Genomic DNA, 24,223 nt, shown 5'->3' with positions numbered 1-24,223 from the left:
CCATAAGATTCTGTTATGCAGAATCTTCCTGCCCGGCGAAAGCCCACCTACTCCATCGAGGCGGTGGACAACGCCCTGCAGCTCCTGCAGCTCCTGCGGGATGTGGGCAGCCTGCGGCTCAAGGACGCCGCAGCGGAACTCGGCGTGGCCCCATCCACGGCGCACCGCCTGCTGGCCATGCTGGTGTACCGCGGGTTTGCCGTCCAGGACGAAACCCGCCGTTACGTGCCCGGCCCGGCGATGGGCGCCGGGCCTGCCGGATTCAGCTGGACCCGGCAGCTGCGGGACATTTCCCGGCCCCACATGGAAGTGCTTTGCGCGCGAACCAACGAGACCGTCAACCTGATGATCCGGGTGGGTACCAAGGTCCGCTTCCTGGACACGGTGGAAAGCTCGAACATCCTGCGCGTGGGCGACCGCCAAGGGACCTTGCTTCCGGCGCACAAGGCATCCGGCGGGAAGGCCATCCTGGCCGAGCTGGAACCGGCCGCGCTGGAACAGCTGTTCCGAAGCCCCAACGCGGAGCTGGCCGGCGACTACATTCCCGACGCCGAGTACCCGGCATTCCTGCGCGAGCTGGAGTCGGTGCGGGCCAACGGATTCGCCGCAAACTTTGAGGGCACAGAGGAGGGCATCAGCGCCTTTGGCATGGCCCTGCACAACGGCAAGGGCATGGTGGTGGGCGCCTTGAGCGTGGCCACGCCGGTGGCCAGGTTCCGGCCCCTGTTCGATGCCGGACTGGTGGGCGTAATGATGGAAACCCGGCGGCAGCTGGAGCTGGACATCGCGGCGAATCCGGTGGACGGTGCGGCGGGCAGCTGACTGCCCGTGGATGCGCACCGCTAAATTCTGCACCACAGAATATGTTGGAGATCACAGCACCGCACTCCCTAAGGTCGAATCCACGTCGCATTCAGTCCGCACGCAAGGAGAAGGCCAGTGTCGATCAGCGCTGAAAACCAAACGCACGAGTCCGTCGCGCAGGAACACCACGTTCCCGAGCCCACCCCGGAGGAGGCTGTTCAGCTTGAGCAGCTGTACCGGGATTTCGACAAAGAGAACCTCATTCCGTTGTGGACGGAGATCGCGGACCTGATGCCGATGGTTCCGTCGCCCAAGGCCGTGCCGCACGTGTGGCGGTGGGATGACCTGTACCCGCTGGCCGCCCGCGCCGGCGACCTGGTTCCGGTGGGACGCGGCGGGGAACGCCGTGCGATTGCGCTGGCCAACCCCGGCCTGGGCGGCACCCCCTACGCCACCCCCACGCTATGGGCTGCCATCCAGTACCTGGGCGGCCGCGAAACTGCCCCGGAGCACCGCCACTCCCAGAACGCTTTCCGCTTCGTGGTTGAAGGCGAGGGTGTGTGGACGGTGGTGAACGGCGATCCCGTGCGGATGTCCCGCGGCGACTTCCTGCTCACCCCGGGCTGGAACTTCCACGGCCACCACAACGACACCGACGAGCCAATGGCCTGGATCGATGGCCTGGACATCCCGTTCGTGCACTACGCCGACGCCGGGTTCTTCGAATTCGGCACCGAGCGTGTCACCGACGAGGCCACCCCGGACATTTCCCGCTCCGAGCGGCTCTGGGCCCACCCCGGCCTGCGCCCCCTCTCCGGCCTGGAGAACACCACCAACTCCCCCATCGCCGCTTACCGGTGGAAGTACACCGACGCCGCCCTGCGCGAGCAGCTGCTCTTGGAGGACGAGGGCCACCCGGCCACCGTGTCGCAGGGCCACGCCGCCATCAGGTACACCAATCCCACCACCGGCGGGGATGTCATGCCCACCATTCGCGCCGAATTCCACCGGCTGCGCGTCGGCGCCTGGACCGAGACCGTCCGCGAGGTGGGCTCCAGCGTCTGGCAGGTCTTCGAAGGCATCGGCACCGTGACCCTGAACGGCGAAACCCGGGTCCTGGCCAAGGGCGACCTGTTCGTCGTCCCGTCTTGGGCCGCATGGTCCCTGCAGGCGGAATCCGAGTTCGACCTGTTCCGGTTCAGCGACGCCCCAATCTTTGAGCGCCTGAACTTCAACCGCACCTACATCGAAGGACGCACCAAGTAATGAAACTCCTCACCCTCCGCACCGCTGACGGCACCGGCAATGGCAGCACGGTGGCGGTCCGCCAGGACGGCGACACCCTCACCGAGATCCCGGGTTTCTCCGACGTCGGGGCCCTCCTGAAGGACCCCAACTGGGAAACCACGGCGAAGGCGGCCAACGGCGCAACCCATGCCCTGTACGGCGCCGACCTCGCCGCCGTCGTGCCCTCCCCCGGCAAGATCATCTGCGTGGGCCACAACTACCGCAACCACATCAAGGAAATGGGCCGCGAAGTCCCGGCGCACCCCACCCTGTTCGCCAAGTACGCAGAATCCCTGATCGGGCCCAACGACGACCTTGCCCTGCCGCAGGAATCGGACACCGTGGACTGGGAAGCCGAACTCGCCGTCGTCATCGGCAAGGCCGGCCGCCGCATCCGCGAATCCGAGGCAGCGGACCACATCGCCGGGTACGCCGTGCTGAACGACATCTCCATGCGCGACTACCAGTTCCGCACCATCCAGTGGCTGCAGGGCAAGACCTGGGAGAAATCCACCCCGTTCGGCCCGGCCCTGGTCACCAGGGACGAATTCACCCCCGGCCCGCTGATGACCTCGGCGGTGGACGGCGAAGTCCAGCAGTCCACCCCTACCTCGGACCTGGTGTTCACCCCTGAGTTCCTGGTCTCCTACATCTCCACCATCATCACGCTGAACCCGGGCGACGTGATCGCCACCGGCACCCCCGGCGGCGTGGGCCACGCCCAGGACCCCAAGCGCTACCTGCAGGAGGGCCAGGTCCTGGTCACCACCATCGAGGGCCTGGGCCAGCTGACCAACCGCGTGGTCAAGGAAGCCTGATGGTTGCCCGGCACGACCAGACCACCGATCCTGTCCTGCTCGACGGGCTGCTGCAGGCCCGGCGCGGCACCGCGTTCTTCGCCCGCAAGCTCAACGAGCTCACCGACGCGGAACTCGACGGGAAGTCCCTGCTGCCGGGCTGGTCGCGCCGGCACGTTGCAGCCCACGTGGGCTACAACGCCCGGGCCGTCGCCCGCCTGGTCGAATGGGCAGCCACCGGCGTGGAGACCCCCATGTATCCCTCGGTCGAGGTCCGCAACCACGAGATCGACTTCGGTGCGACGCTCTCCCCCATCGCGCTGCGGAACCTGTTCGACCACTCCGCGGTGCACCTGAACGTCGAGTGGCGGGACCTGCCCGCGGACAACTGGCACCACAAGGTCAAAACCGTCCAGGGACGGACGGTCCCGGCCGAGGAAACCGTGTGGATGCGCACCCGGGAAGTCTGGGTGCACGCCGTGGACCTGGACAACGGAGCCACGTTCAAGGACATCCCCGAGCCCGTCCTGGCACGGCTCCTCACGGACATCACCGGCGCCTGGCACGCCCGCGGCACGGACAAGGACCTGGTGGTCAAAGTCACCGGCCAGCCTTCCGAGCTGGTCTTCGGTGACACGGCAGCCGCCTCCCCCACCGTGGTCTCCGGCTCCCTGGCCGCCATTGCACAGTGGGCCACCGGCCGCGACACGGACGGCACCACGGCAACCCGCGACGGCGGATCGGTCACCCCGGCGTTACCGGCTCCTGCCTGGATCTAACGCCCGGGACACTTCCACTAACCGCCAAAGGCGGGTCAGCATCCGCTGGCCCGCCTTTCGTGTGTACCGTCATTTACTCGCCTGTCCCCGCCTGCCGCCGCACCTCAGTCTGCGGACCAAAAATCACCGCCCGCACTTGGAAGGGGATCCATATTTCGGCTGCCCGGCGCTCGGTAGCATGAGGGAACCGGACAAAGCCGTCCGGCGGGATCGACGCAAAAGGAAACCCCATGGCCGCGGTTACGGTGGATGACATCCTCTCGGATCTCCCCCTTGGCTTCGCCAGCCTCATTCTCCGGCCCGCTTCTACGGCGCCGGCCATTGAACGGTTCCTGATTGTCGACGCCGACGACGACGCACCCGCAGCCTCCGGCGCGTTTGTCCTGCTCATCGGCGTCCGCGGCCGCTCCGCCCTCCCGGCGCTCCGGCGGCTCCTCAAAGACCCGCCGCCGGTGGTGGCCGTCAAGGGCACCCACGAAGACCTCGCCGAAGCGGAAGAACTGCTGCAGGCCGCCGGCTCGGGCCTCCTGCTGGTGGATCCGGCCGCCGATTGGGACCGCCTGCTCTCTATCGCGCAGGACCGGATCCAGCCGCGCAGTTACCAGAGCGAAGTCCTCACCCTGCTCGAGGAAGACCTGTTCGCCATCGCCCAGACCACAGCCAGGCTCACCTCCAGCCACGTGCTGATCGAGGACGCGGCCAACAAGGTCCTGGCGTATTCAACGGTGACCAATGACATCGACGAGCTCCGCAAAGCGTCCATCCTCTCCCGCCGCGGCCCGCGGAAGTACGAGCTGCTGCTCAAGGACCTGGGCGCCTACCGCGAACTGCACCGGACCCGCCAGCCGGTCCGTGTGCCGGCCCGCCCCCAGGACGGGCTGCGGGAACGGGTGGCCATCGCACTCTTCGCCGGCGAGCGCATCATGGGCTACATCTGGCTCCAGGAGACCGGAGAGGGCTTCGGCCCGGATGTGGAGTACGTCCTCACCGGATCCGCGGCCAGGGTTTCCGCCGAACTGATCCGCTACCGCAACCAGCAGTCCGTCCACATGCGGGAGGACCGGGTGGCACGGATCCTGTCGGGCCCCGCCGAGGCCGCCGCCAGCGCCCACAGCGGAAAGATCCCTTCGGAGCGTCCCGCCGCTCTGCTCCTGATCGGCATGTCCGACGCCGACTCCCGGGCTGATGACGCCGCACTCAAGCACGGCGAACTGGCCAACCTGGCATCCATCCACGCCGCCGCGTACAAGGCGTCCGCCGTCGTCGGCCAGTTCAAGGGCGACACCGCAATCATCCTGCCGGACCTTCAATCCGGCACGGCGGAGGCTGGGCTGAGGTCCCTCGCGGAAGCGGTGGTCAAGGATGCCCGCAGACACCTGGGCATCACCCCCTTCGCCGCCGTCGGACCGCTGGCCCCGGACCTGCTGTCCATCCACGGGATCGCCGGTATTACCGAGGCCCTGCTGGCCTGCGTCCGGGACGCCACCCCGGGCACGGTGGCCGGCGTGGACGATTTCGAGGCGGAAGTCCTCTATCGCGAGGCCATACGGAACTTTCACAGCTCACCCTTCAGGCACCGCAGCCTGGCCGCGCTGCTCCAGGAGGACGCCGAACTCGCAGCAACCCTGCGGGCCTACTTCGACGCGTGCTTCGACGTGTCCGAATGCGCCAAACACATGAACCTTCACAAGAACACCGTCTACTACCGCGTTGCCAAGGCGGCCAGGGTGACCGGGCTGGACTTCGGCAATCCCCGCGATTCACTGGTGGCCCTGCTCCACATCCAGGAGTGGGCCTCCTCCAACGACAATTCAGGCAGGAAATGAGCACCACACTCAGCGCACCGCCACTCGGCCTCCTCCTGGAGGACATCGTCCGGCGCCACCGGCCCCGGCAGAACGCCGGCAACGTCCCCACGAACATTCCATTCCTGGCCACGGTTCCGTTCGACCGCTTCGGCATCGCCGTGGCCACCACCTCCGGGGAGGTCTACAGCTCCGGCGACGCCGGCGTTCCCTTCTCCATCCAAAGCATTTCCAAAGTCTTCACCCTGGCCATGGCCCTGCAGGGCGGCAGGTCCGCCGGCCTTTGGTCCCGGGTGCTGCGCGAACCGTCCGGAACGTCCTTCAACTCGCTGGTCCAGTTGGAAGCCGAAAAGGGCATTCCCCGCAATCCATTCATCAACGCAGGCGCCCTGGTGGTCACCGACCACCTGCTGGAAGAGACGCCCGACGCCGCCACGCAACTCCTGCGGTTCCTCACCGAACAGGCGGGGGACGCGGGTCCCGCGCCGTTCATCGATGAGGCCGCCGCGGCCGGTGAGCTGGACAGCAGCAGCCGCAACCTGGCCCTGGCGCACTTCCTCAAGGATTTTGCCAACCTCACCCGGCCCGCCGCCGTCGTGGTGGAGAACTACGTACGCCAATGCTCCATCATGATGACCTGCGTCCAGCTGGCCAGGGCCGGCCTGTTCCTCGCCAACAACGGCCAGGGAACAGCCGGCACGGTGCTGTCCCCCAGCGAGGCAAAACGGATCGGCTCCATCATGCTGACCTGCGGCATGTATGACGCCGCCGGCGAATTCGCCTACCGGGTGGGCCTGCCCGGCAAGAGCGGGGTGGGCGGCGGCATTTTGGTCATCGTCCCGGGCCAGTGCGCCATCTGTGTCTGGAGCCCCCGCCTGGACGCCAAGGGCAATTCCCTGGCCGGCACCGCAGCCCTTGCGGACCTCTCCGACCGCACCGGCTGGTCGGTCTTCTAAGCTTCCCCATCCACCAGGATCTTCCCCTGATTTGAAAGGAACACCCATGCCCAGCAACCCCAATGACGAGGTTGATTTCCGCCACACGGTTGACGTTCTTGACGGCGGCCGCGCGCCTTCGTCCAGGACGGGACTGCCCATAGGAGACAAGGGTATCCCCAGGACCCTCGCGCCCCGGCTCCGCCCGCATCCAACGGACCGTGTGCAGCCCCAGCTCAAGTCCGCCGGGCACGTGATTGTCGATTCACTGGCGGCCCACGGCGTGGAACGCACCTACGTGGTTCCCGGCGAGAGCTTCCTCGACGTGCTGGACGGGCTGCACGATTCGGACATCGAGACCATCGTCTGCCGGCACGAGGGCGGGGCCGCCTACATGGCCGAGGCGGACGGCAAGATGCAACAGCGTCCGGGCGTGGCGATGGTCACCCGCGGACCGGGAGCAGCGAACGCCCACGTCGGGCTGCACACCGCATGGCAGGATTCCACGCCCATGCTGCTCTTCGTGGGCCTGATCCCCTTTGCCCACCGTGACCGGGAAGCGTTCCAGGAATTCGACATCAAGTCGTGGTTCGATACCGGCGCCAAACGCGTCATGGTCCTGGACCATCCGGAGCGGGCCTCGGAAATCGTGGCCGAAGCCATGTTCGCGGCCATGAGCGGGCGGCCCGGGCCCGTGGTTGTGGGCCTGCCCGAGGATATCCTCCGGCAGCAAATCAGCCCCGCGCTGCACCCCGTAATTCCTGTGGCGGCCGGCGGCATGAGCGGCAGCGATTCCGCGGCATTGAAGGCTGCCCTGGCCGGGTCCAGCAAGCCGCTCTTCGTCACTGGCGGCAATGATTGGACGCAGGAGGCGGCAGATCAGCTCACCGCCTGGCTGGAGCGGCACCACATCCCCGCCGCTGCCGAATGGCGGACGCAGGGAACGGTTTCCTTTGATTCGCCGTCCTATGTGGGACCCATCGGGTACGGCCGTCCCCGCCCCACCTACGACCTGCTGGAGGAAACCGACCTCCTGATATTTGTGGGCACGGTGCCCGGAGACGTGATCACTGACGGGTTTGTGTGCCGGCAGGACTGGGACAAGAAGAACTTCCTGGTGACGGTAGACCCCTCCCTGCGCGGCCGTTCCGGCCCCGTTTCCTGCCAAATCCTGGCCAAACCGGAAGCCTTCGTCCGGAACCTCGAGGAGATCCGCCTGCCGGTCAAGGAAGAGTGGAAGGCGTGGACCGCCAGGATGCGCGCCGAGCAGGAGAAATTTGCCGCACTCCCCCCGGCCGCGCCGGCTCCGGGCAAGGCGCGGATGGACACGCTGATGGCCAACCTCGTGCCCCGCCTTCCCGAGGATGCCGTGGTGACTTTCGGGGCCGGTGAACACACCAACTGGGCCCACCGGTATTTCCCCACCCGCCGCTACGCCTCCATGCTCAGCGCCCGCAACGGCTCCATGGGGTACTCCGTCCCATCCGCCATCGCGGCATCGCTGGCCGATCCGGGCCGCCGCGTGGTCACCATCGCGGGGGACGGCGAGTTCCTCATGAACGGGCAGGAACTGGCAACTGCCGCCCAGTACGGCGCCACACCGCTGGTGGTGGTGATGGACAACCGGGAATATGGCACCATCCGGACGCATCAGGAGCGCCACTACCCGCAGCGCGTGTCCGGCACGCAGCTGAAAAACCCGAATTTTGCGCTGCTGGCCAGGGCTTTCGGTGGTTTCGGCATCACTGTCACGGCGGACTGGGAAGTCCCCGCTGCCCTGAACGCCGCCATGGCGGCAATCGACAGGGACGGCGTGTTCGCCCTGATCCACCTCATCGTGGAGCAGAGGGTGAAGGCCTATTAGGAGCCGGGCAAGGCCGGGGACAGGCAAATGGTGACAGGGACGACGGCGGGGCTTCCCGCCGTCGTCCGCCTGCCCTAACTGCCGGTCACCAGCGCCGGCACCGGCTACAGCGCCGACCAGCCGCCGTCGGACGCGAGGATGGTGCCGTTGACGTTGGTGCCGTCATCGCTGAGGAGGAACGTGATCGACGCGGCGAGCTGGGCAGCCGTGGCGGGTGCGGGAATGTTGGCCTGCATTAGCGGGCCCAGCCGTTCGGCGGCCATCTGCGACCCCCAGTTGGCCACGATGTTGGTGATGGTGGCGCCGGGGGCGACGGCGTTGAAGCGCAGGCCCTTGGGTCCGTATATCACTGCCGAATTCTTGGTCAGCCCCACCACGGCGTGCTTGGAGGCGGTGTAGGCCGCTCCGGCGGCAGAGCCACGGAGGCCGGCTTCGGAGGAAATGTTGACCACCGAGCCCGCGCCCGCTTCAAGCATCAGCGGCAACACTGCCCGAGTGAGCCGCATCAGGGCGGTGACGTTGATGCGGAGGACGCGATCCCAGGTCTCGTCGTCCAGGTCGTGAATGGGCGCGAAATTGTCCATGATGCCTGCCACGTTGGCCAATGCGTCCACTCGCCCGCCAGCGGCGCTCACCACGGCGGCCACTGTTTCTTCAGTCGAAATATCCCCCGCGACCGGCACCAGGTCCAGTCCAGGGTTCTGCTCCACCAGTTCGTCCAGCCGTTCCTTGCTGACGTCGGCGGCGATGACCCGGCCGCCTTCCTTCGCAACCCGCAGCGCCGTTGCCTTCCCGATGCCCGAACCTGCGCCGGTGACGATGACTGTCTTGCCTGCGAAGCGGCCCTGCGTGACCACTTCCTGCCATGAAGCTTCGTTGCCCATGATGTCCTTCCCAATTGCGAGCCAGATGCCCACACTTTATGACACAGGGTGTCATTATGGAAGGGCGGGCAGGACGGCGGCGATGGAGGCAGCAGTGAATGGTTCAAAGGTGGGGACGCCGGGCCGTCCCGCGACTATCGACCCGGACGCCGTTGCACGCGCTGCCACGCGGTTGTTCGATACAAAGGGGTACGACGACACCTCCATGGACGATATCGCCCGAGCGGCGGGAGTCGGCCGCAAGAGCCTGTACCGTTACTTCGCCACCAAAGCCGACCTGGTGTGGGGTGGAATGGAACCCGCCCTCGATGCTTCGCTGGAGGCCCTCGACGCCGGTGCCGCAGAACCTGTACGGTCCGGGGACCCGCTCGCCCGCCTCGCCCGCGCGGCAACCGCAGGATCGGCGGCATTGCCTGACCTCGAACTGACCCGGGCACGCTTGCGGCTCATCGCCGCGCACGGCGAGCTCCTCAGTCACAGCTACGAGGCCTTGGGTGCCCAGCGCGGGCGGACGCTCGCCTACCTCACGGCAGCGGGCGTACCGGATGATACCGCCAGTTACCTTGCCGCAGCCTTCATCGCCGCCACCTTCCAGGCCTGGCTGGACTGGGCAGCGGGAACCGGGCCGGATCCGGCCCCTTACCTGCGGGCGGCGGCAAGCGTCCTCCAGATTCCGTCCGATTGAAGTTGGCGCGGCGGGAATAGATTTCCAGAATCAGTAGTTGAAGCTTCAAGTAAGAGCATTTCGACAAAGGATTGCAGTGAGTTTCCTATCCCGCCTCTTTGGAAAGAAGAACATCATGACTGACATCACCATCATCGGCACCGGCAACATGGCCCGTGGATTGGCAGTCCGGGCCCTGGCCGCAGGCAAGAGCGTCCAGCTGCTCGCCCACGAAGACAAGTCCAAGGCCGACGCCCTGGCCGCGGAACTCGGCGGCCAGGTAGCCACCGGAGTACTCGGCGACTCCGTCACCGGTTCCATCGTCATGCCGGCCGTCTACTTCGACGCCGCCAAGGACATTGTGTCGCGCTACGGCGAAAGCCTCGAGGGCAAGGTGTACGTGGACATCACCAATCCTGTGGACTTCTCGACCTTCGAAGGCCTCTCCGTTCCCGCCGACAGTTCAGCTGCCGAAGAACTCCAGAAAATCACCCCGGCCAAGGTGGTCAAGGCCTTCAACACCACCTTCGCCGCCACCCTGGGTGCGGGCGAAGTGGATGGCCAGCAGCTTGACGTCCTGATTGCCGGCGATGACGAGTCCGCCGTTGCTGCCGTCAGCGGCTTCGCTTCCGCTGCCGGCCTGACCCCCATCGTTGTCGGTCCTCTCCGCCGTGCCCAGCAGCTGGAACAGGCAGGCTTCCTGAACATCCTGCTCTCAGCCAACGAGCAGTTGCCGGAGTTCCAGTGGAACTCGGCCCTTAGGTTCATTCCCGCGGCGTAGCCGGCACTGAGCAGGACAGACAGAGGGGAAGGCCGACACATCCATGCCGGCCTTCCCGTCTATTTGTTCGGGCTAGAGCCTGTCGGTCCGGTCCTCGCCACCCTTGTGGCCGGCTCCACGCAGGTTTTCCTGGACCTTGCCGAACAAGTCCTTGATGGTGGACTCCGCATTGGAAATAACGTCCACAGGAACGAAGACCTCATGGGTCACCGGCAGGTCGTATTCATCCTTCAGGTGCGTGCCGTTTCCAACCCCCGTCAGGGAGAGGTAGACCATGGCCTCTGTCCGGGCGATGCCGGCGAGCTTGCCGAATACGATGGTGAACTCGTTCGGCTGGAAACTGATGGTCTGCCCGATGTGGCTGCGGCCCAGCTCTCCCGCGGGGACGGCCTTCTCTGACTGGCTTCCGGTGTAGTCCATGAACTTCTCCTTCGATCGCCAACACGTACGGAGGCAGTCTAACCCTGGCCCCTTCACGCCGACACAGGCCCTGCTGGAGTCGTGCACAAAGGCCGGCGCGCGAGGGTGGCCATTCCTCCATTGAGCCGGGCAGGGGCGCCCCTGTTTGATGGCATCACCAGTGCGGCAACGGCCGCCCGGCCATACGCTTTCAAAGGAAAAACCGTGACTTCAATGACGAACCGCGCAAGAATCCCTGTCCGTTGGGACACCGTCGAGACCGGTGATGCAGTGGAACTGAGGAGTAATGGACGCACCGTGTTCAGCGGCCTGGTGGACGCCCGGACAGAAGACGGCGACGTGGTGTGGGTGGCTGCTCCCGCGGGCGGCCGGCGCCTGTTCCACATCGCGGACGGCTTCGACCTGGCAGGGGTGCCGGCATGACGGACTGCCCCGAGGACTGCCACTACTGCACGGGCCCGGAAACCGATTGAAAGTCCGGATCATCACGATCCGGGCATCAAATTGCCGCTACCGCATGTGGCATCGTTGACGCGGGCAACAGCTACAGCGAAGGTGGTGCCATGAGGTCTCAGAAAATTTCCCAGGGGTTGGTTATGACGACGGCGGCTGCAGCGGCAGCACTGTTGCTCACCGCGTGCGGTCCAAGCCAGCCGCAGTCCCAGACGACGACGTCGCCCTCACCTTCGGGCAGCGGGCAGGCGAGCCAGTCCGCCACGCCGTCGGCCAGCACGCCACCTCCGGCGTCTTCGGCGCCGGCCACGTCCACGCCTTCCTCCCCGGCCCCCGCCACCACAGCCGCCGGCGCACCCGGCCTGTGCAAGGCAGCGGGCCTCACCGCCGCCACCGACGCTTCCGGCGGCGGCGCGGCGGGCAGCGTCTACATGAAGCTAAACCTCACCAACAAGGGCTCCGAGCCCTGCATCCTCAGGGGCTTCCCCGGCGTTTCCCTGGTGGCGGACGCCGCCGGCGAACCGATCGGCGCCCCGGCAACGCGGGACGACTCCGCCGGCGTCGTCGACGTCCTGCTGGCTCCCGGCCAGACCGGCACCGCGGTGCTGCGCTACACGCAGGCCCGTAACTACCAGGGCTGCTCACCGGTGGATGCGGCCGGTTACCGGATCTACCCGCCGGAGGACACCGACTCACTGTTCATCCCGCAGCCTACGACGGCCTGCAGCAACGCAGATATCACCCTGCTCTCCATCGGAGCGTTCCAGCCCGCCTGACCTGGCGACCACTCCCCATACGGCGAAAGGCGGCCCGGCAATCAAGCCGGGCCGCCTTCGGTAGTCCTGGGCCGCCGTCGGAGGTTTCATCCCGACGGCGGCCCTGTTGGCTTATTCGCGCTTCGTTATGGTTACCGGGCCGCCGTGCTGGTGCGGCCTGCGCGCGCCGTCCCGCGGGACAGTGCCACGCCCAGGCCGATCATGGCGACTCCGAGGACGAAGTGCAGCCAGTTGTCAGCACTGTTGACCGGCACGAAGTTGGCTCCGCTGTCCTGGCCGATGAGCAAGCCGTAGAGCCACAGCACCAGGTAGATGGCGCCGCCGACCACCAGGTAGTTCCTGGAGGCTGCCGCGCTGCGCGCCATGGCGACGCCAGCGATGCCGAACAGCAGGTGGACGATGTTGTGCAGGATCGAAACCTGGAAGATGCCCAGCAGCAGGGCGCCGGATCCGTGGCCGGCGAACCCCAGGGATCCGTAGTTGGAAGTGATGCCCGGGATGAACCCCAGGACCCCCACCAGGAGGAAGACCACGCCTACGGCAAGGGTGGCTTTTTGGATGTTGGTCCGGCCTGCGGTGCGACCGCCGGAATTCATGGTTGTCATGATGTCTCCTGCTTGTGTCGTTGGTCCATTTTGGCTGCCGGGCGATGCACGACCATTGGTGCTCGACCGTAGACTTAAACCCCGACATCGTAAGTATACTTAGCAAATCCGCCGCGGATAGTAAGGGTCAGTAACGGACCCATCACAAAGTGGCCTGTCAGGGCCTTGGACCGGAGGCAGGTTGGACTGGCATGACGTCGATATGGCTGGACCGCAGGACCCCTTTTACATCTGATCCTTTCGAACCGGACACCAGGTACGACACTGTGGTTGCCGGTGCCGGGCTCACGGGTCTGGTCACCGCCCTGTTGCTGGCCAGGTCCGGGCAGAGCGTGCTGGTACTGGAGGCCCGCCACCCCGGCGCCGTAACCACCGGCAACACCACGGCCAAAGTAACCCTGCTGCAGGGAACGTTCCTGTCCCAGCTTGCCCGCCAGTATTCCCGGAAACAGGTGCAGGCGTACGTCGACGGAAACCGGGAAGGGCAGTCGTGGCTGCTGCGCTACCTCGAGGAACAGGATGTGCCCTTCCAGCGACGGGATGCCTACACCTACGCCGCCTCCGCCCAGGGCACCGAAAAGCTGCGGGAAGAGATCGGCGCCGCTACCACCGCCGGGCTGGACGTGGACTACGTGCGCGACGCCGGCCTGCCCTTTCCGGTCCACGGTGCCGTGCGCATGCGGAACCAGGCCCAGATCAACCCGCTGGACGTCCTGGATGCGCTGGTGGCGGATATCCGCAGCCGGGGCGGACGGATCGTTAGCGGAGTGCGCCTCCGCGACGTCACCGGGGATTCCCCCTCCGCCGTCCGGACCGACCGGGGCAGCGTAAGAGCGGACAAGGTGGTCCTGGCCACCGGCATCCCCGTCCTGGACCGCGGCCTCTATTTCGCCAAGCTGAAGCCAAGCCGCTCCTATGCCGCCGCACTCCAGCTCCAGGAGGACCAGGCACCTCCGCCGGGCATGTACATCTCCGTTGAGCAGCCCACCCACTCCCTCCGCGACTACGAAGTGGACGGCAGGAACCTGCTGCTGGTGGGCGGACACGGGCACCAGGTAGGCCGCACGGAGTCCGAAAAGGCACACCTCGCAGGCCTGCTGGACTGGGCCGGGAAGCATTACCCCGGCGCCGTCACCACCCATACATGGTCGGCGCAGGACTACATGCCAACCAACCTCATGCCGTTCTTCGGCAAACTCCCCCGAGGCAAGGGCCAAATCTACTTCGGCACCGGCTACAACAAGTGGGGAATGACCAACGCCGTAGCCGCCGCACTGGGCATCTCCGCGGACATCCTGGGCGGGCAGGTGCCCTGGGCGGATACCATCCACCACCGCATCACATCGCCGGCAGGTGCATTCTCCGCCGTCACGCTTAACGCCGGCGTGGCTGCCAGGATGGCCACGGACTGGGGAAAGGTGAGTGCCGGGGGCCGGAAGATCGATGGCCTGAAACGCGGCACGGATCAGGCTCCTCCGGCACCTGTGGCGGCTGGCCCGTCCGATGCCGCCGCTCCACCGGAAGGGCAGGGCAAGGTCTACCGTGACGGCAACCGTCCGGTGGCAGTGTCCACCGTGGACGGAATCACCTGCCGGCTGTCCGCAGTCTGCACCCATCTGGGCGGCATCCTGCACTGGAATGACAACGAACGGTCCTGGGACTGCCCGCTGCACGGCTCCCGGTTCACCAACGAGGGCCAGTTGCTCGAAGGGCCCGCCACCAAAGACCTGCCGGAGGCCGGAACTGCCTGAGCAGGGTGGAGTTGAATGGGGCGCAGTTGACTGTCAGTGGCTTGGGGCATGATGGAGGCATGAACCAGGAACAGCGTCCTGCCGGCAGCAGTGCTTCCGGTGCGGCTGCACCCATGGGCCAGTTCAGCCGGCCTACAAGGGAATGGTTCCTGGGAGCGTTTTCCGAGCCAACACCTGCGCAGGCAGGAGCCTGGAACGCCATCTCCTCGGGCTCGCATGCGCTGGTGGTGGCCCCCACGGGCTCCGGCAAAACCCTTGCGGCCTTCCTTTGGGCACTGGACCGGCTCTTGGCGTCTGCGCCCCAAGCCCCTGAACCCGTCGCAGCTGATACGCCCGTCAAGGGAAAGCGTGTCCGCGCGCCCAAACGCAAGACCCGGGTCCTTTACATTTCGCCCCTAAAGGCTTTGGGCGTGGACGTTGAACGCAACCTGCGGTCCCCCTTGATCGGCATCACCCAGACAGCCAAGCGGCTGGGGCTTCCCGCGCCGCTGATCACGGTGGGGGTCCGGTCCGGGGATACGCCGGCGGCGGACCGGCGTGCCCTTTTGAGCAACCCGCCGGACATCCTCATCACCACCCCCGAGTCCCTGTTCCTCATGCTCACCTCCAAGGCCCGGGAGACCCTTACCGAGGTGGACACCATCATCATCGACGAGGTCCACGCCGTGGCCGGCACCAAGCGCGGCGCCCACCTTGCTGTCTCGCTGGAACGGCTGGACGCGCTGCTGCCCAAACCTGCGCAGCGCATCGGGCTTTCCGCCACGGTGGAACCCAAGGAACTCGTGGCCCAGTTCCTTGCCGGTTCGGCCCCCGTGGAAATTGTGGCCCCGCCCGCCAGGAAGAACTGGGACCTCACCGTCTCCGTACCCGTGGAGGACATGTCAGACCTGCAGGGGGCAGCGGGAGCGTTCGATTCCGGGCCAGCCTCCGGGCTCCAACCGCAGGCATCCATCTGGCCGCATGTGGAAGAAAAGATCGTGGACCTGGTGCTGGCCAACCAGTCCACCATCGTGTTCGCCAACTCCCGGCGCCTCGCCGAGCGCCTGACGGCCCGGCTCAACGAAATCTACGCCGAACGCCAGCTGATCGCGGTGGGTGGCGGCTGGGACGACCCCAGTCCGGAAGGGCACGCGGGTGCGTCCGGTACCCGGGAGGCAACGGCGTCGGGCATTCCCGCGTCAACCGCCACGCCCGCCCATATGATGGCCCAGGCCGGAAGCTCCGCCGGTGCGGATCCTGTCCTGGCCCGCGCCCACCACGGTTCCGTCTCCAAGGACCAGCGCGCCCTCATCGAGGATGACCTCAAGTCCGGGCGGCTGCGCTGTGTGGTGGCCACGTCGTCCCTGGAACTCGGCATCGATATGGGAGCCGTGGACCTGGTTGTGCAGGTGGAGTCGCCGCCTTCGGTGGCCAGCGGCCTGCAGCGCGTCGGCCGGGCCGGGCACCAGGTGGGCGAGATCTCCCAGGGCGTCCTCTTCCCCAAGCACCGGGCGGACCTGGTCCACACCGCAATCACCGTGGAACGGATGCTGGACGGCAAGATTGAGCGCCTCAGCATTCCGGCCAACCCACTGGACATCCTGGCCCAGCAGACTGTGGCCGCCACCGCCCTGGGCAGCATCGATGTGGAGGAATGGTTCAGCACCGTCCGGCGCTCGGCACCTTTTGCCTCCCTTCCGCGCTCAGCATTCGAGGCCACCCTGGACCTGTTGGCCGGCCGCTACCCCTCTGACGAGTTCGCCGAGCTGCGGCCCAGAATCATCTGGGACCGCAACGCCGGCACCATCGAAGGCAGGCCGGGCGCCCAGCGCCTGGCCGTCACGTCCGGCGGCACCATTCCGGACCGCGGTTTGTTCGGCGTCTACATCATCGGCACCGAGCAGGAAGGGGCGGAGTCCCCTGCGGAGGACGGAAAACCGGCGCGTGCCCCGAAGGGCGGCCGTCGCGTGGGCGAGCTGGACGAAGAGATGGTCTACGAGTCCCGGGTGGGCGACGTCTTTGCCCTGGGTGCCACCAGCTGGAAGATCGAGGACATCACACACGACCGCGTCCTGGTCTCCCCCGCTTTCGGGCAACCCGGCAAACTTCCGTTCTGGAAGGGTGACTCCCTGGGGCGGCCGGTGGACCTGGGCCGTGCGCTGGGAGCGTTTGTCCGCGAGCTGTCGGCCTCCGACGCCGGCCCTGCAGCGGAGCGGTGCAAGGCCAGCGGGCTGGACGACTTCGCGGCGAACAACCTTATCCAGTACCTCACCGAACAAAAACAGGCCACGGAGGTAGTCCCCAGCGATACCACCCTGGTGGTGGAGCGGTTCCACGACGAACTGGGCGACTGGCGCGTCATCCTGCACAGCCCCTTCGGCATGCCGGTGCACGCGCCGTGGGCACTGGCCGTGGGGCAGCGGCTCCACCAGCGCTACGGGCTGGACGGCTCGGCAATGGCGGCCGACGACGGCATCGTGCTGCGGGTGCCCATGATGGAGGACGAGCCGCCGGGCGCTGAACTGTTCCTCTTTGATCCGGAGGAACTGGAGCAGATCGTCACTGCCGAGGTGGGCGGCAGCGCCTTGTTCGCGTCGCGGTTCCGCGAATGTGCAGCCCGCGCACTCCTGCTGCCCCGGCAGACCCCAGGCAAGCGGCAGCCGCTGTGGCAGCAGCGCCAGCGGTCGGCCCAGTTGCTGGATGTGGCCCGCAAATACCCAACGTTCCCCATCGTCCTGGAAACGGTGCGCGAATGCCTCCAGGACGTCTACGACCTGCCGGCGTTGAAGGACATCGCCGCATCCGTGGAACGGCGGGAACTGCGGATCCTGCAGACCACCACCCAGCAGCCTTCACCGTTCGCCAAGTCCCTGCTCTTCGGCTACGTGGCCCAGTTCCTCTACGAGGGCGATTCCCCGCTCGCGGAACGGCGCGCAGCCGCCCTGGCGCTGGACTCCACCCTCCTGAACGAACTGCTGGGCCGGGTGGAGCTGCGCGAACTCCTGGACGCCAAGGTCATCGACGCCACCGAACGCGAGCTGCAGCGCCTGGCGCCGGACCGCAGGGCACGCGGGATGGAAGGCGTCGCGGACCTGCTGCGGCTGCTGGGTCCGCTGGCGCCCGAGGAAACCGCAGCACGGCTGCAGGGCGCGGCGGAGGCCGATCAGGAAACTACGGCGCCGGGGCCGGCCGGAAACGCGGCCACTCCAGCTCCGGAGCCGCGCGGTGAAGGCGACGACCCGGGGCATACTGAAGCCGGGCCTCGGCCCATGCCCGCAGCCACCGTGGCAGAAGCGGCAGCCCACCTCGCCGCCCTCCAGCGTGCCAACCGTGCCATCAAGGTCAACATCGGCGGAGTTGAGCGCTTCGCCGCCGTCGAAGATGCAGCGCGCCTGCGGGATGCCATCGGCGTGCCGTTGCCCATGGGGGTGCCGTTGGCTTTCATTGAACCGGTTGCCGATCCCCTGGGTGATCTTGTCTCCCGGTACGCACGGACGCACGGCCCCTTCACGGCGGCCGAGGCAGCCGCCCGGCTCGGTTTGGGCGTGGCCGTGGTGGGAACCGCGTTGAAACGGCTGGCCGCGGACGGCCGCGTCGTTGAGGGCGAATTCCGCCCCCATGTCACCTCGACGGCCGCCGGGCTGGCCGAATCAGCGCTGGCGGATGCCGCACCTCTGGAAGTCGGGCCGCCGGAGGCCGCCCGTGCTGCCGGCGCACCGCCGATCGACGAAACAGCGCAGCCAACTGGCGAAACGGCTCTGCCGCCCGCCGAAGCGCGCGCGCCGGACATTCCGCATTCCATCGCCAGCGAATGGTGCGACGCCGAGGTGCTGCGCAAGCTCCGCCGTCGTTCGCTGGCTGCCCTGCGCGCTGAAGTGGAGCCGGTGGATGCCGCCGCCTACGGACGCTTCCTGCCTGCGTGGCAGCACGTCCGGACGCCGGGCGGTGGCCGCGGCCAACCTTCGCTGCGCGGACTGGACGGCATCATTACCGCCATCGACCAGCTTTCGGGGGTGCCCGTCCCGGCATCGGCATGGGAGCCCCTGGTGCTGGCCACCCGCGTGTCCAACTACCAGCCCGCCATGCTGGACGAACTCATGGCCGCCGGCGAGGTGCTCTGGTCCGGCGCAGGCGCCCTGCCCGGCAACGACGGCTGGATAAGCCTGCACCTGGCGGATTCGGCCGAGCTGACGCTCAACCCCGCGCCCGAGTTCGAACCGGGGGACGCGGGACAGCGGCTCCTGGACCACCTGCGCAACAACGGCGGTGGGTACTTCTTCCGGCAACTGACGGAGGTGGCCGGCGGGATGGACGCCGTCCTGGGCGACCAGGAAGTGGTGGCTGCGCTCTGGGACCTTGCGTGGGCGGGGAGGATCACCGGCGACACTTTCGCCCCTGTCCGGGCCCTGATCGCCGGAGGCCACACCGCGCACCGGCAAGTGGCCCGTGCGCCGCGTGCCAGGGCCCCGCGGCTAAGCCGCCTGGGCCGTTCCCATGGCACCGGCCTGATGGGGTCCCCCGGGCTGGCCGGCGGGCGGTACGGAACGCAGGGTGCCGCCACACCGCCTACCGCGGCAGGCCGCTGGTCGGCCCTTCCGGAGCCTGAACTCGATCCCACCATCCATGCCCGTGCCACCGCCGAACTCCTGCTGGACCGCTACGGCGTGGTTACCAGGGGATCGGTCATGGCGGAACAGATCCTGGGCGGCTTCGGGCTTATGTACAAGGTGCTCGCACGGCTCGAGGAAGCAGGCCGGTGCCGCCGCGGCTACTTCATCGAGCACCTGGGTGCCGCCCAGTTCGCGGTTCCCGCCACCGTGGACCGGCTCCGCTCCTACTCGGAGGACACCCAGCTGGCAAAAGGCGAACCCGTGGCCCTGGCCCTCGCCGCCACCGATCCCGCCAACCCCTATGGCGCGGCTTTACCCTGGCCGGCGCTGCAGGAAGACGCCGGCACGGGGCACCGGCCGGGCCGGAAAGCGGGGGCACTGGTGGTGCTGGTGGACGGGGCCCTGGTGCTCTATGTGGAGCGCGGTGGAAAGACCCTTCTGGCATTCAGCCAGGACGACGCTGTGCTGGCGGCAGCAGGTGCTGCTCTGGTGGGGGTGGTGACCCGCGGGGCGGTGGACAAGCTGATCATGGAGAAGGTGAACGGTCACGACCTCCTGGATACCCCTGTCGCTGCTGCCCTGAGCTCCGCCGGTGCCTACTCCACGCCGAAGGGGTTGAGGATCCGTGCCTGAGGGCGATTCCGTGTGGCGGGCCGCCCACCAACTTCACGAGGCCCTGGCCGGACAGACACTGCTTGCCTCCGACTTCCGCGTGCCCCGGTTCGCCACACTGAACCTGGCCGGCTGGACCGTGGACGAAGTTGTCCCCCGCGGCAAGCACCTGCTGATGCGGGTGGTCAGCCCGGAGGACAAGAGACTCACCATCCATTCACACCTGAAGATGGAAGGCGCGTGGCAGGTTTATCCGCCCGGCGGCAGGTGGCGGAAGCCGGGCTTCACCGCGCGGTGCGTGCTGCGCACGGCAGTGGCGGACGCCGTCGGCTTTTCGCTTGGCATTGTGGAAGTGGTGGCAACAGCGAACGAAGACGCCATCGTCGGCTTCCTCGGCCCGGACCTCCTGGGCCCGGACTGGGACCTGGACGAGGCGGAACGCCGCATCCGCTCCCGTCCGGAAGTCCCCATCGGAGTAGCGCTCCTGGACCAGCGGAACCTGGCGGGCATCGGCAACATCTACCGCTGCGAAGCGTGCTTCCTGTCAGGAACGCATCCCGCCACGCCTGTCTCCGAGGTGGCCGACGTCCGGACCATGATGACCGACGCCAAGCAGCTCCTGGAGGTCAACCTTGGACCCGGCCGCCGCGTCACCATCCTCAACACCCGGGGCATGCCGGTGGGCAGGATGGCCGGCAGGCCCGGCTACTGGGTCTATGGCCGGGAACGCCAGCCGTGCCTGGAATGCCGCACACCCATCCGGCGTGGGCTCCTGGGCAAGCCCAACGGTGAAGAGGAGCGGGACATCTACTTCTGCCCGAAGTGCCAGCCGGCTCCTACCTGACGTCGTTCAGCGGGCCGTCAACAGTTCGCGGCGCTGCTTTCACTGCTGGATTTCCGCGGCGCGGCAGCCACCGTGAAACGCGGCAGCAGCACATGCACCAGGAGGCCGATGGCCAGGGCGTAGACCACCGTGCCCACGCCCACCGAACCGCCCAGCAGCCACCCGGCCGCCAGCACTGTCACCTCAATGAGAGTGCGTGACACCCTGACGGTCCATCCGGTACGGCGGGCCAGACCGGTCATCAGGCCGTCGCGGGCGCCCGGGCCAAAGCCGGCGCCAATGTAGCAGGCTGAGGCCACGGCATTTACCAGCACGGCCCCCGCGAGGAGCACAATCTGCAGGGCCAGGTGGGACACCGGCGGCAGCAGTGCCAGCCCGATGTCCGCGAACACCCCCACCAGGATGGCGTTGCACAGGGTCCCGAATCCAGGCATCTGCCGCAGCGGGATCCACAGCAACAGCACCAGGAAACTCACGATGATGACCACAAGGCCGATGCTGAGCCCGGTGCGGTTGGCCAGCCCCTGATGGAACACGTCCCAGGGATCCAGGCCCAGTCCGGCGCGGATGAACATGGCCAGGGAGATGCCGTAGAGGGCGAGGCCGGTGAAGAGCTGGATCAGTCTGCGGGTCATCATAAAATCATGTTCGCAGCCAACTGGCATGGAATTACATATCCAGTCTGAAATACTGGCTACATGGCTGCCGCGCTTAGTGCCCTTGCTTTGTCCCGCCTCCTTGGCCCTTGGAACAGCGGAACCGGCCCGGCCTATCGTGAACTGGCCGACGTGGTGCGCCTGCTCATCCTCGATGGCCGGATCCCGCTCGACACAGCCCTCCCCAGCGAGCGTTCACTGTGCACAGCCCTGACGGTCAGCCGCACCACCGTCACCGCGGCCTACGCCAGCCTCCGGGAGCAGGGATTCCTCAGCAGCGGGCAAGGGAGCCGCGGTAAGACCCGCATCCCTGAACTGACGCCGTTCGGCCCGGCACTCTTCGGCCCCCAGCCGCCTACCGCCAGCCCCTCGGCGGGGCCAGGGCTGAGCGCGCCCGGGCTGGCTGCGCCCGGGGGACTCATCGATCTGGCATACTCCGCTCTGCCCGCGAGCGGCGAGGTGGTGCACCGGGCCTTCGCCGCGGCCCTGACGGAACTTCCTGCCCTGCTCCCAGGTTTCGGGTACGACGCCTTGGGGCTGCTGCCGTTGCGCCAGGCGGTCGCGGACCGGTATTCAGCCGCCGGAGTGCCGACGCAGCCGGGACAGATCATGGTGACGTCCGGTGCCCAGCACGCCCTCACCATCATCATCCGCACCCTGACGGACCGGCAGGACCGGGTGCTGGTGGAACATCCCAGTTACCCCCACGCGCTGGATGCCATCCGCTCCGCACGGTGCCGCCCGGTCCCGGTGGCGTTCACAGCGTCCGGCTGGGACCTGCCCGCGCTGGAATCCGCCATGGCGCAGCAACAGCCAAAGCTTGCCTATGTGGTCCCGGACTTCCATAACCCCACGGGCATGATCATGCCTGATGCCCAGCGCCGCCGGCTGGCGCGCGCGGCCGCAGCTGCAGGAACCGTGCTGGTGGCAGACGAGACGCTTCGCGACCTTAATCTCGACGGCGTTGCCACAACTCCCCTTGCCGGGTTCAGCAGCAGCGTGGTGTCCATAGGGTCGCTGAGCAAATCCCACTGGGGCGGCCTGCGGACTGGCTGGATCCGGGCATCGGAACCAATGATCCAGCGTTTCGCCGCCGCGCGTACCACCTTGGACCTTGGCGGCCCTGTGATGGAGCAACTGGCAGCAGCCCACCTGGTCCGGGCACTGGAGGAACCACTGCCCGCGCTGCTGCAGTCGCTGCGCCGCAACCGGTCCGCACTGCTCGGCTTCCTCGCCGAGCACCTCCCGACATGGCAGGTGGCGCCTCCGCCGGGCGGTCTCTCCGTCTGGTGCCGGCTGCCCGGACCCATCAGCACGGCCCTGACAGTGCTGGCACCCGACTTTGGCCTCAGGCTTGCAGCCGGTCCGCGCTTCGGGATTGGCGGCGCCTTCGAACGCAACCTGCGGCTGCCCTTCACCCTTCCGCCCGACAAGCTTGAGACCGCGGTCCTGGCGCTGCGGGCGGCCCAGGACAAACTCGACGCCGCACCCCAGCTCCGGCAGTCTCTGACCCAGGCCCCCGCCGTCGCCATCGCGTGACCGGCACCACCGGACTCGCCGGAACGGCAAGCGGGAGCTACGCGTACACGCGCTCCAGGAATCCACCCCACGCCTTGGCAGTTGCCTCGGAATCACCCGCGCCGCTGAAGTCGTGCACCGTCATGCCCACGGGGGCACCCCACGCGTTGCGGCCGAAGAACCGGTACATCGCGTCAGCGGTGCGAATGCCCAGGAAGTGCTCGTTGGAGAAGTCCACCTCGCCCTCAAGCCGGCCGACGCCGTCGAGCTCCACGTCAATCCGCGCCCCCTGCCCGGAACCGGCGCCCAGCGCGTCACGGAGCAGGGTGAACCCACCCGGCTCCTGGGAGGCCGCAGGGGCCTGGATGTCGGTGAAGACCACGGGCCGCCCGTCAAAGTACTGCAGGTACTGGCCCAGCGTGTGCAGGTAGAACCCGGTGTGGCGGCTGGCGCCGTCATACTGCTGGTCCCAGTTGTCCGCGAAGATGCCGCTGTGGACGTAGTGGAGCCGGGCGCGTCCGCCGTCGAGCGGTTCCAGGACGTGCTCCAGCTGGTTGAACCAGCCGTCCGGGCCGTCCATCCGGGACACCAGGTGGCGGGGGTACTCCTCCACGGTCTTGACGTCCGGCCACTGGTCCGTGGGGAACATCCACGCCGGCGTCCCGTTGGTGACGGCTTCCCAGACCCGCTCGGGAGTAGCGGGAAGTTCAGTGTCGTAGACGATTTCGAAGTCTCGGTTCTCAGTCATTGTCCTGCTCCTTGCCTGCTGTTTGGTTGGCTGCCTTGGGGGCATTGGTTTCTTTGAGGGCAGGGTGCAGCGCCACGACGAGCCGGTGCCTCCGCCCCTGGGGTGCTGCCCCGCCGTCGTGGTACTTGTCCACCAGACGCGTGACTTCCACGCCTAGCTCCTCGGCGAAAGCGGCACGGTCAGCGGCGCTGCGGAAGGTTATGTCGCCGTCGATGGCGAACGTGGCCAACTTTTGCCTGGCAGCAGCGGCGCCGGCAAGGAGCTTGCCCACCTCCTGGACCATCCGTCCCGCCAGCGCCAGCAGCCAGAAGGCGGAGAAGCGGTCCGCGAACCGCCGCGGGTCGGGGGACACCGCCGCGAGCGCGGTGGGTGAGATGAGGTAGGACGCCGCCGTGGCCTGCACCACCCGCTCCGTCACGTTGCCCTTCCGGCGCTCCTCCACCAGCTCAACCAGCCCGTGCCGCTCCAGGGCCTTGAGGTGGTAGTTCACTTTCTGCCGTGGCAGGCCCACGCGGACCGCCAGCTGCGTGGCTGAGCCCGGCTGGACCAGCTCGCGCAGGATCTGCGTGCGGATGGGGTCAAGGGATGCCTCGGCCGCAGCCGGGTCCTCGATGATTGCGATGTCCTGCATGCCTTCAGTCTGGCAACCGA

22 protein-coding genes are annotated in these 24,223 nt (G+C 67.4%); 15 read left to right on the top strand and 7 right to left on the bottom strand.

Features of this window, described 5'->3' with window-relative positions; all coding sequences use genetic code 11:
• Positions 1-15: 15 nt before the first annotated feature.
• From ACFO0G_RS16445 to ACFO0G_RS16415, 7 genes are all read left to right on the top strand, one after another.
• On the top strand, positions 16-822 hold the full coding sequence (locus ACFO0G_RS16445; protein WP_286401692.1) for an IclR family transcriptional regulator: 807 nt from the start codon (positions 16-18) through the stop codon (positions 820-822).
• A gap of 117 nt (positions 823-939) precedes the next feature.
• Positions 940-2,070 (top strand): cupin domain-containing protein, encoded by a 1,131-nt coding sequence (locus tag ACFO0G_RS16440; protein WP_286401690.1) that lies wholly within the window; start codon positions 940-942, stop codon positions 2,068-2,070.
• Complete coding sequence (locus ACFO0G_RS16435) at positions 2,070-2,909, top strand: fumarylacetoacetate hydrolase family protein (protein ID WP_286401687.1); 840 nt, start codon at positions 2,070-2,072, stop codon at positions 2,907-2,909. Before ACFO0G_RS16440 ends, ACFO0G_RS16435 begins: the two co-directional genes overlap by 1 nt.
• Positions 2,909-3,667 carry a maleylpyruvate isomerase family mycothiol-dependent enzyme gene (locus tag ACFO0G_RS16430; RefSeq protein ID WP_376978929.1) on the top strand — a complete coding sequence of 253 codons (759 nt, stop codon included), beginning with the start codon at positions 2,909-2,911 and terminating at the stop codon, positions 3,665-3,667. The genes ACFO0G_RS16435 and ACFO0G_RS16430 overlap by 1 nt, the downstream gene beginning before the upstream one ends.
• 230 nt (positions 3,668-3,897) lie before the next feature.
• Positions 3,898-5,493, top strand: coding sequence for a PucR family transcriptional regulator (locus ACFO0G_RS16425; protein WP_376978927.1), 1,596 nt, complete (start codon positions 3,898-3,900; stop codon positions 5,491-5,493).
• On the top strand, positions 5,490-6,428 hold the full coding sequence (locus ACFO0G_RS16420; protein ID WP_376978925.1) for a glutaminase: 939 nt from the start codon (positions 5,490-5,492) through the stop codon (positions 6,426-6,428). The genes ACFO0G_RS16425 and ACFO0G_RS16420 overlap by 4 nt, the downstream gene beginning before the upstream one ends.
• Positions 6,429-6,474: 46 nt before the next feature.
• Positions 6,475-8,271 (top strand): thiamine pyrophosphate-dependent enzyme, encoded by a 1,797-nt coding sequence (locus ACFO0G_RS16415; RefSeq protein WP_376978923.1) that lies wholly within the window; start codon positions 6,475-6,477, stop codon positions 8,269-8,271.
• Positions 8,272-8,375: 104 nt separating this feature from the next.
• On the opposite strand, the gene ACFO0G_RS16410 is transcribed toward ACFO0G_RS16415, so the two are convergent.
• Positions 8,376-9,155 (bottom strand): SDR family NAD(P)-dependent oxidoreductase, encoded by a 780-nt coding sequence (locus ACFO0G_RS16410; protein ID WP_376978921.1) that lies wholly within the window; start codon positions 9,153-9,155, stop codon positions 8,376-8,378.
• 82 nt (positions 9,156-9,237) lie between these two features.
• Between ACFO0G_RS16410 and ACFO0G_RS16405 the strand changes: the two genes are divergently transcribed.
• Positions 9,238-9,840 (top strand): TetR/AcrR family transcriptional regulator, encoded by a 603-nt coding sequence (locus ACFO0G_RS16405; RefSeq protein ID WP_376978919.1) that lies wholly within the window; start codon positions 9,238-9,240, stop codon positions 9,838-9,840.
• A 76-nt stretch (positions 9,841-9,916) separates the two neighbouring features.
• Positions 9,917-10,600 (top strand): NADPH-dependent F420 reductase, encoded by a 684-nt coding sequence (locus ACFO0G_RS16400; RefSeq protein WP_376978917.1) that lies wholly within the window; start codon positions 9,917-9,919, stop codon positions 10,598-10,600.
• A 72-nt stretch (positions 10,601-10,672) separates the two neighbouring features.
• On the opposite strand, the gene ACFO0G_RS16395 is transcribed toward ACFO0G_RS16400, so the two are convergent.
• Positions 10,673-11,020 carry a hypothetical protein gene (locus tag ACFO0G_RS16395; protein ID WP_286401676.1) on the bottom strand — a complete coding sequence of 116 codons (348 nt, stop codon included), beginning with the start codon at positions 11,018-11,020 and terminating at the stop codon, positions 10,673-10,675.
• A 213-nt stretch (positions 11,021-11,233) separates the two neighbouring features.
• On the opposite strand from ACFO0G_RS16395, the gene ACFO0G_RS16390 reads away from it, so the two are divergent.
• Positions 11,234-11,443, top strand: a complete 210-nt coding sequence (locus tag ACFO0G_RS16390) for a hypothetical protein (protein WP_376978968.1) — start codon at positions 11,234-11,236, stop codon at positions 11,441-11,443.
• 148 nt (positions 11,444-11,591) lie between these two features.
• Here ACFO0G_RS16390 and ACFO0G_RS16385 read toward each other — a convergent pair whose 3' ends face one another.
• Positions 11,592-11,843, bottom strand: a complete 252-nt coding sequence (locus ACFO0G_RS16385) for a hypothetical protein (protein ID WP_350310816.1) — start codon at positions 11,841-11,843, stop codon at positions 11,592-11,594.
• Between ACFO0G_RS16385 and ACFO0G_RS16380 the strand changes: the two genes are divergently transcribed.
• Positions 11,836-12,249, top strand: coding sequence for a DUF4232 domain-containing protein (locus ACFO0G_RS16380; protein WP_350310815.1), 414 nt, complete (start codon positions 11,836-11,838; stop codon positions 12,247-12,249). The two genes, ACFO0G_RS16385 and ACFO0G_RS16380, sit on opposite strands and share 8 nt — an antisense overlap.
• 131 nt (positions 12,250-12,380) lie before the next feature.
• On the opposite strand, the gene ACFO0G_RS16375 is transcribed toward ACFO0G_RS16380, so the two are convergent.
• On the bottom strand, positions 12,381-12,845 hold the full coding sequence (locus ACFO0G_RS16375; protein WP_376978966.1) for a DUF4383 domain-containing protein: 465 nt from the start codon (positions 12,843-12,845) through the stop codon (positions 12,381-12,383).
• A 200-nt stretch (positions 12,846-13,045) separates the two neighbouring features.
• Between ACFO0G_RS16375 and ACFO0G_RS16370 the strand changes: the two genes are divergently transcribed.
• The 3 genes from ACFO0G_RS16370 to ACFO0G_RS16360 are packed head-to-tail and all read left to right on the top strand — an operon-like array spanning position 13,046 to position 20,650.
• Entirely contained in the window at positions 13,046-14,605 is a 1,560-nt protein-coding gene (locus ACFO0G_RS16370; protein WP_376978915.1) for an FAD-dependent oxidoreductase, read from the top strand.
• Between the two features lie 59 nt (positions 14,606-14,664).
• Complete coding sequence (locus tag ACFO0G_RS16365; protein WP_376978913.1) at positions 14,665-19,827, top strand: Lhr family helicase; 5,163 nt, start codon at positions 14,665-14,667, stop codon at positions 19,825-19,827.
• Positions 19,820-20,650 carry an Fpg/Nei family DNA glycosylase gene (locus ACFO0G_RS16360; protein WP_376978911.1) on the top strand — a complete coding sequence of 277 codons (831 nt, stop codon included), beginning with the start codon at positions 19,820-19,822 and terminating at the stop codon, positions 20,648-20,650. Before ACFO0G_RS16365 ends, ACFO0G_RS16360 begins: the two co-directional genes overlap by 8 nt.
• Positions 20,651-20,667: 17 nt before the next feature.
• Here ACFO0G_RS16360 and yczE read toward each other — a convergent pair whose 3' ends face one another.
• A complete protein-coding gene (gene yczE, locus ACFO0G_RS16355) occupies positions 20,668-21,288 on the bottom strand; it encodes a membrane protein YczE (protein ID WP_376978909.1) in 621 nt (206 codons plus the stop codon).
• Positions 21,289-21,348: 60 nt separating this feature from the next.
• Between yczE and yczR the strand changes: the two genes are divergently transcribed.
• On the top strand, positions 21,349-22,845 hold the full coding sequence (gene yczR / locus ACFO0G_RS16350) for a MocR-like transcription factor YczR (protein WP_286401665.1): 1,497 nt from the start codon (positions 21,349-21,351) through the stop codon (positions 22,843-22,845).
• Positions 22,846-22,882: 37 nt separating this feature from the next.
• On the opposite strand, the gene ACFO0G_RS16345 is transcribed toward yczR, so the two are convergent.
• Entirely contained in the window at positions 22,883-23,572 is a 690-nt protein-coding gene (locus tag ACFO0G_RS16345) for an SRPBCC family protein (protein ID WP_376978907.1), read from the bottom strand.
• Positions 23,565-24,203 (bottom strand): winged helix-turn-helix domain-containing protein, encoded by a 639-nt coding sequence (locus tag ACFO0G_RS16340; protein WP_286401661.1) that lies wholly within the window; start codon positions 24,201-24,203, stop codon positions 23,565-23,567. The genes ACFO0G_RS16345 and ACFO0G_RS16340 overlap by 8 nt, the downstream gene beginning before the upstream one ends.
• Positions 24,204-24,223 lie beyond the last annotated feature (20 nt).

The organism is Arthrobacter sedimenti, assembly GCF_042652025.1.
Classification (GTDB): domain Bacteria; phylum Actinomycetota; class Actinomycetes; order Actinomycetales; family Micrococcaceae; genus Arthrobacter; species Arthrobacter sedimenti.
This window is presented reverse-complemented; position numbering and strand designations above follow the sequence as displayed.

Excerpts from the sequence above, each read along its gene's own strand:
- ACFO0G_RS16445 (WP_286401692.1), top strand. The coding sequence starts at position 16 with ATGCAGAATCTTCCTGCCCGGCGAAAGCCCACCTACTCCATCGAGGCG.
- ACFO0G_RS16435 (WP_286401687.1), top strand. The coding sequence starts at position 2,070 with ATGAAACTCCTCACCCTCCGCACCGCTGACGGCACCGGCAATGGCAGC.
- ACFO0G_RS16430 (WP_376978929.1), top strand. The coding sequence starts at position 2,909 with ATGGTTGCCCGGCACGACCAGACCACCGATCCTGTCCTGCTCGACGGG.
- ACFO0G_RS16425 (WP_376978927.1), top strand. The coding sequence starts at position 3,898 with ATGGCCGCGGTTACGGTGGATGACATCCTCTCGGATCTCCCCCTTGGC.
- ACFO0G_RS16420 (WP_376978925.1), top strand. The coding sequence starts at position 5,490 with ATGAGCACCACACTCAGCGCACCGCCACTCGGCCTCCTCCTGGAGGAC.
- ACFO0G_RS16415 (WP_376978923.1), top strand. The coding sequence starts at position 6,475 with ATGCCCAGCAACCCCAATGACGAGGTTGATTTCCGCCACACGGTTGAC.
- ACFO0G_RS16410 (WP_376978921.1), bottom strand. The coding sequence starts at position 9,155 with ATGGGCAACGAAGCTTCATGGCAGGAAGTGGTCACGCAGGGCCGCTTC.
- ACFO0G_RS16405 (WP_376978919.1), top strand. The coding sequence starts at position 9,238 with ATGGAGGCAGCAGTGAATGGTTCAAAGGTGGGGACGCCGGGCCGTCCC.
- ACFO0G_RS16395 (WP_286401676.1), bottom strand. The coding sequence starts at position 11,020 with ATGGACTACACCGGAAGCCAGTCAGAGAAGGCCGTCCCCGCGGGAGAG.
- ACFO0G_RS16390 (WP_376978968.1), top strand. The coding sequence starts at position 11,234 with ATGACGAACCGCGCAAGAATCCCTGTCCGTTGGGACACCGTCGAGACC.
- ACFO0G_RS16375 (WP_376978966.1), bottom strand. The coding sequence starts at position 12,845 with ATGAATTCCGGCGGTCGCACCGCAGGCCGGACCAACATCCAAAAAGCC.
- ACFO0G_RS16370 (WP_376978915.1), top strand. The coding sequence starts at position 13,046 with ATGACGTCGATATGGCTGGACCGCAGGACCCCTTTTACATCTGATCCT.
- ACFO0G_RS16365 (WP_376978913.1), top strand. The coding sequence starts at position 14,665 with ATGAACCAGGAACAGCGTCCTGCCGGCAGCAGTGCTTCCGGTGCGGCT.
- yczE (WP_376978909.1), bottom strand. The coding sequence starts at position 21,288 with ATGATGACCCGCAGACTGATCCAGCTCTTCACCGGCCTCGCCCTCTAC.
- yczR (WP_286401665.1), top strand. The coding sequence starts at position 21,349 with ATGGCTGCCGCGCTTAGTGCCCTTGCTTTGTCCCGCCTCCTTGGCCCT.
- ACFO0G_RS16345 (WP_376978907.1), bottom strand. The coding sequence starts at position 23,572 with ATGACTGAGAACCGAGACTTCGAAATCGTCTACGACACTGAACTTCCC.
- ACFO0G_RS16340 (WP_286401661.1), bottom strand. The coding sequence starts at position 24,203 with ATGCAGGACATCGCAATCATCGAGGACCCGGCTGCGGCCGAGGCATCC.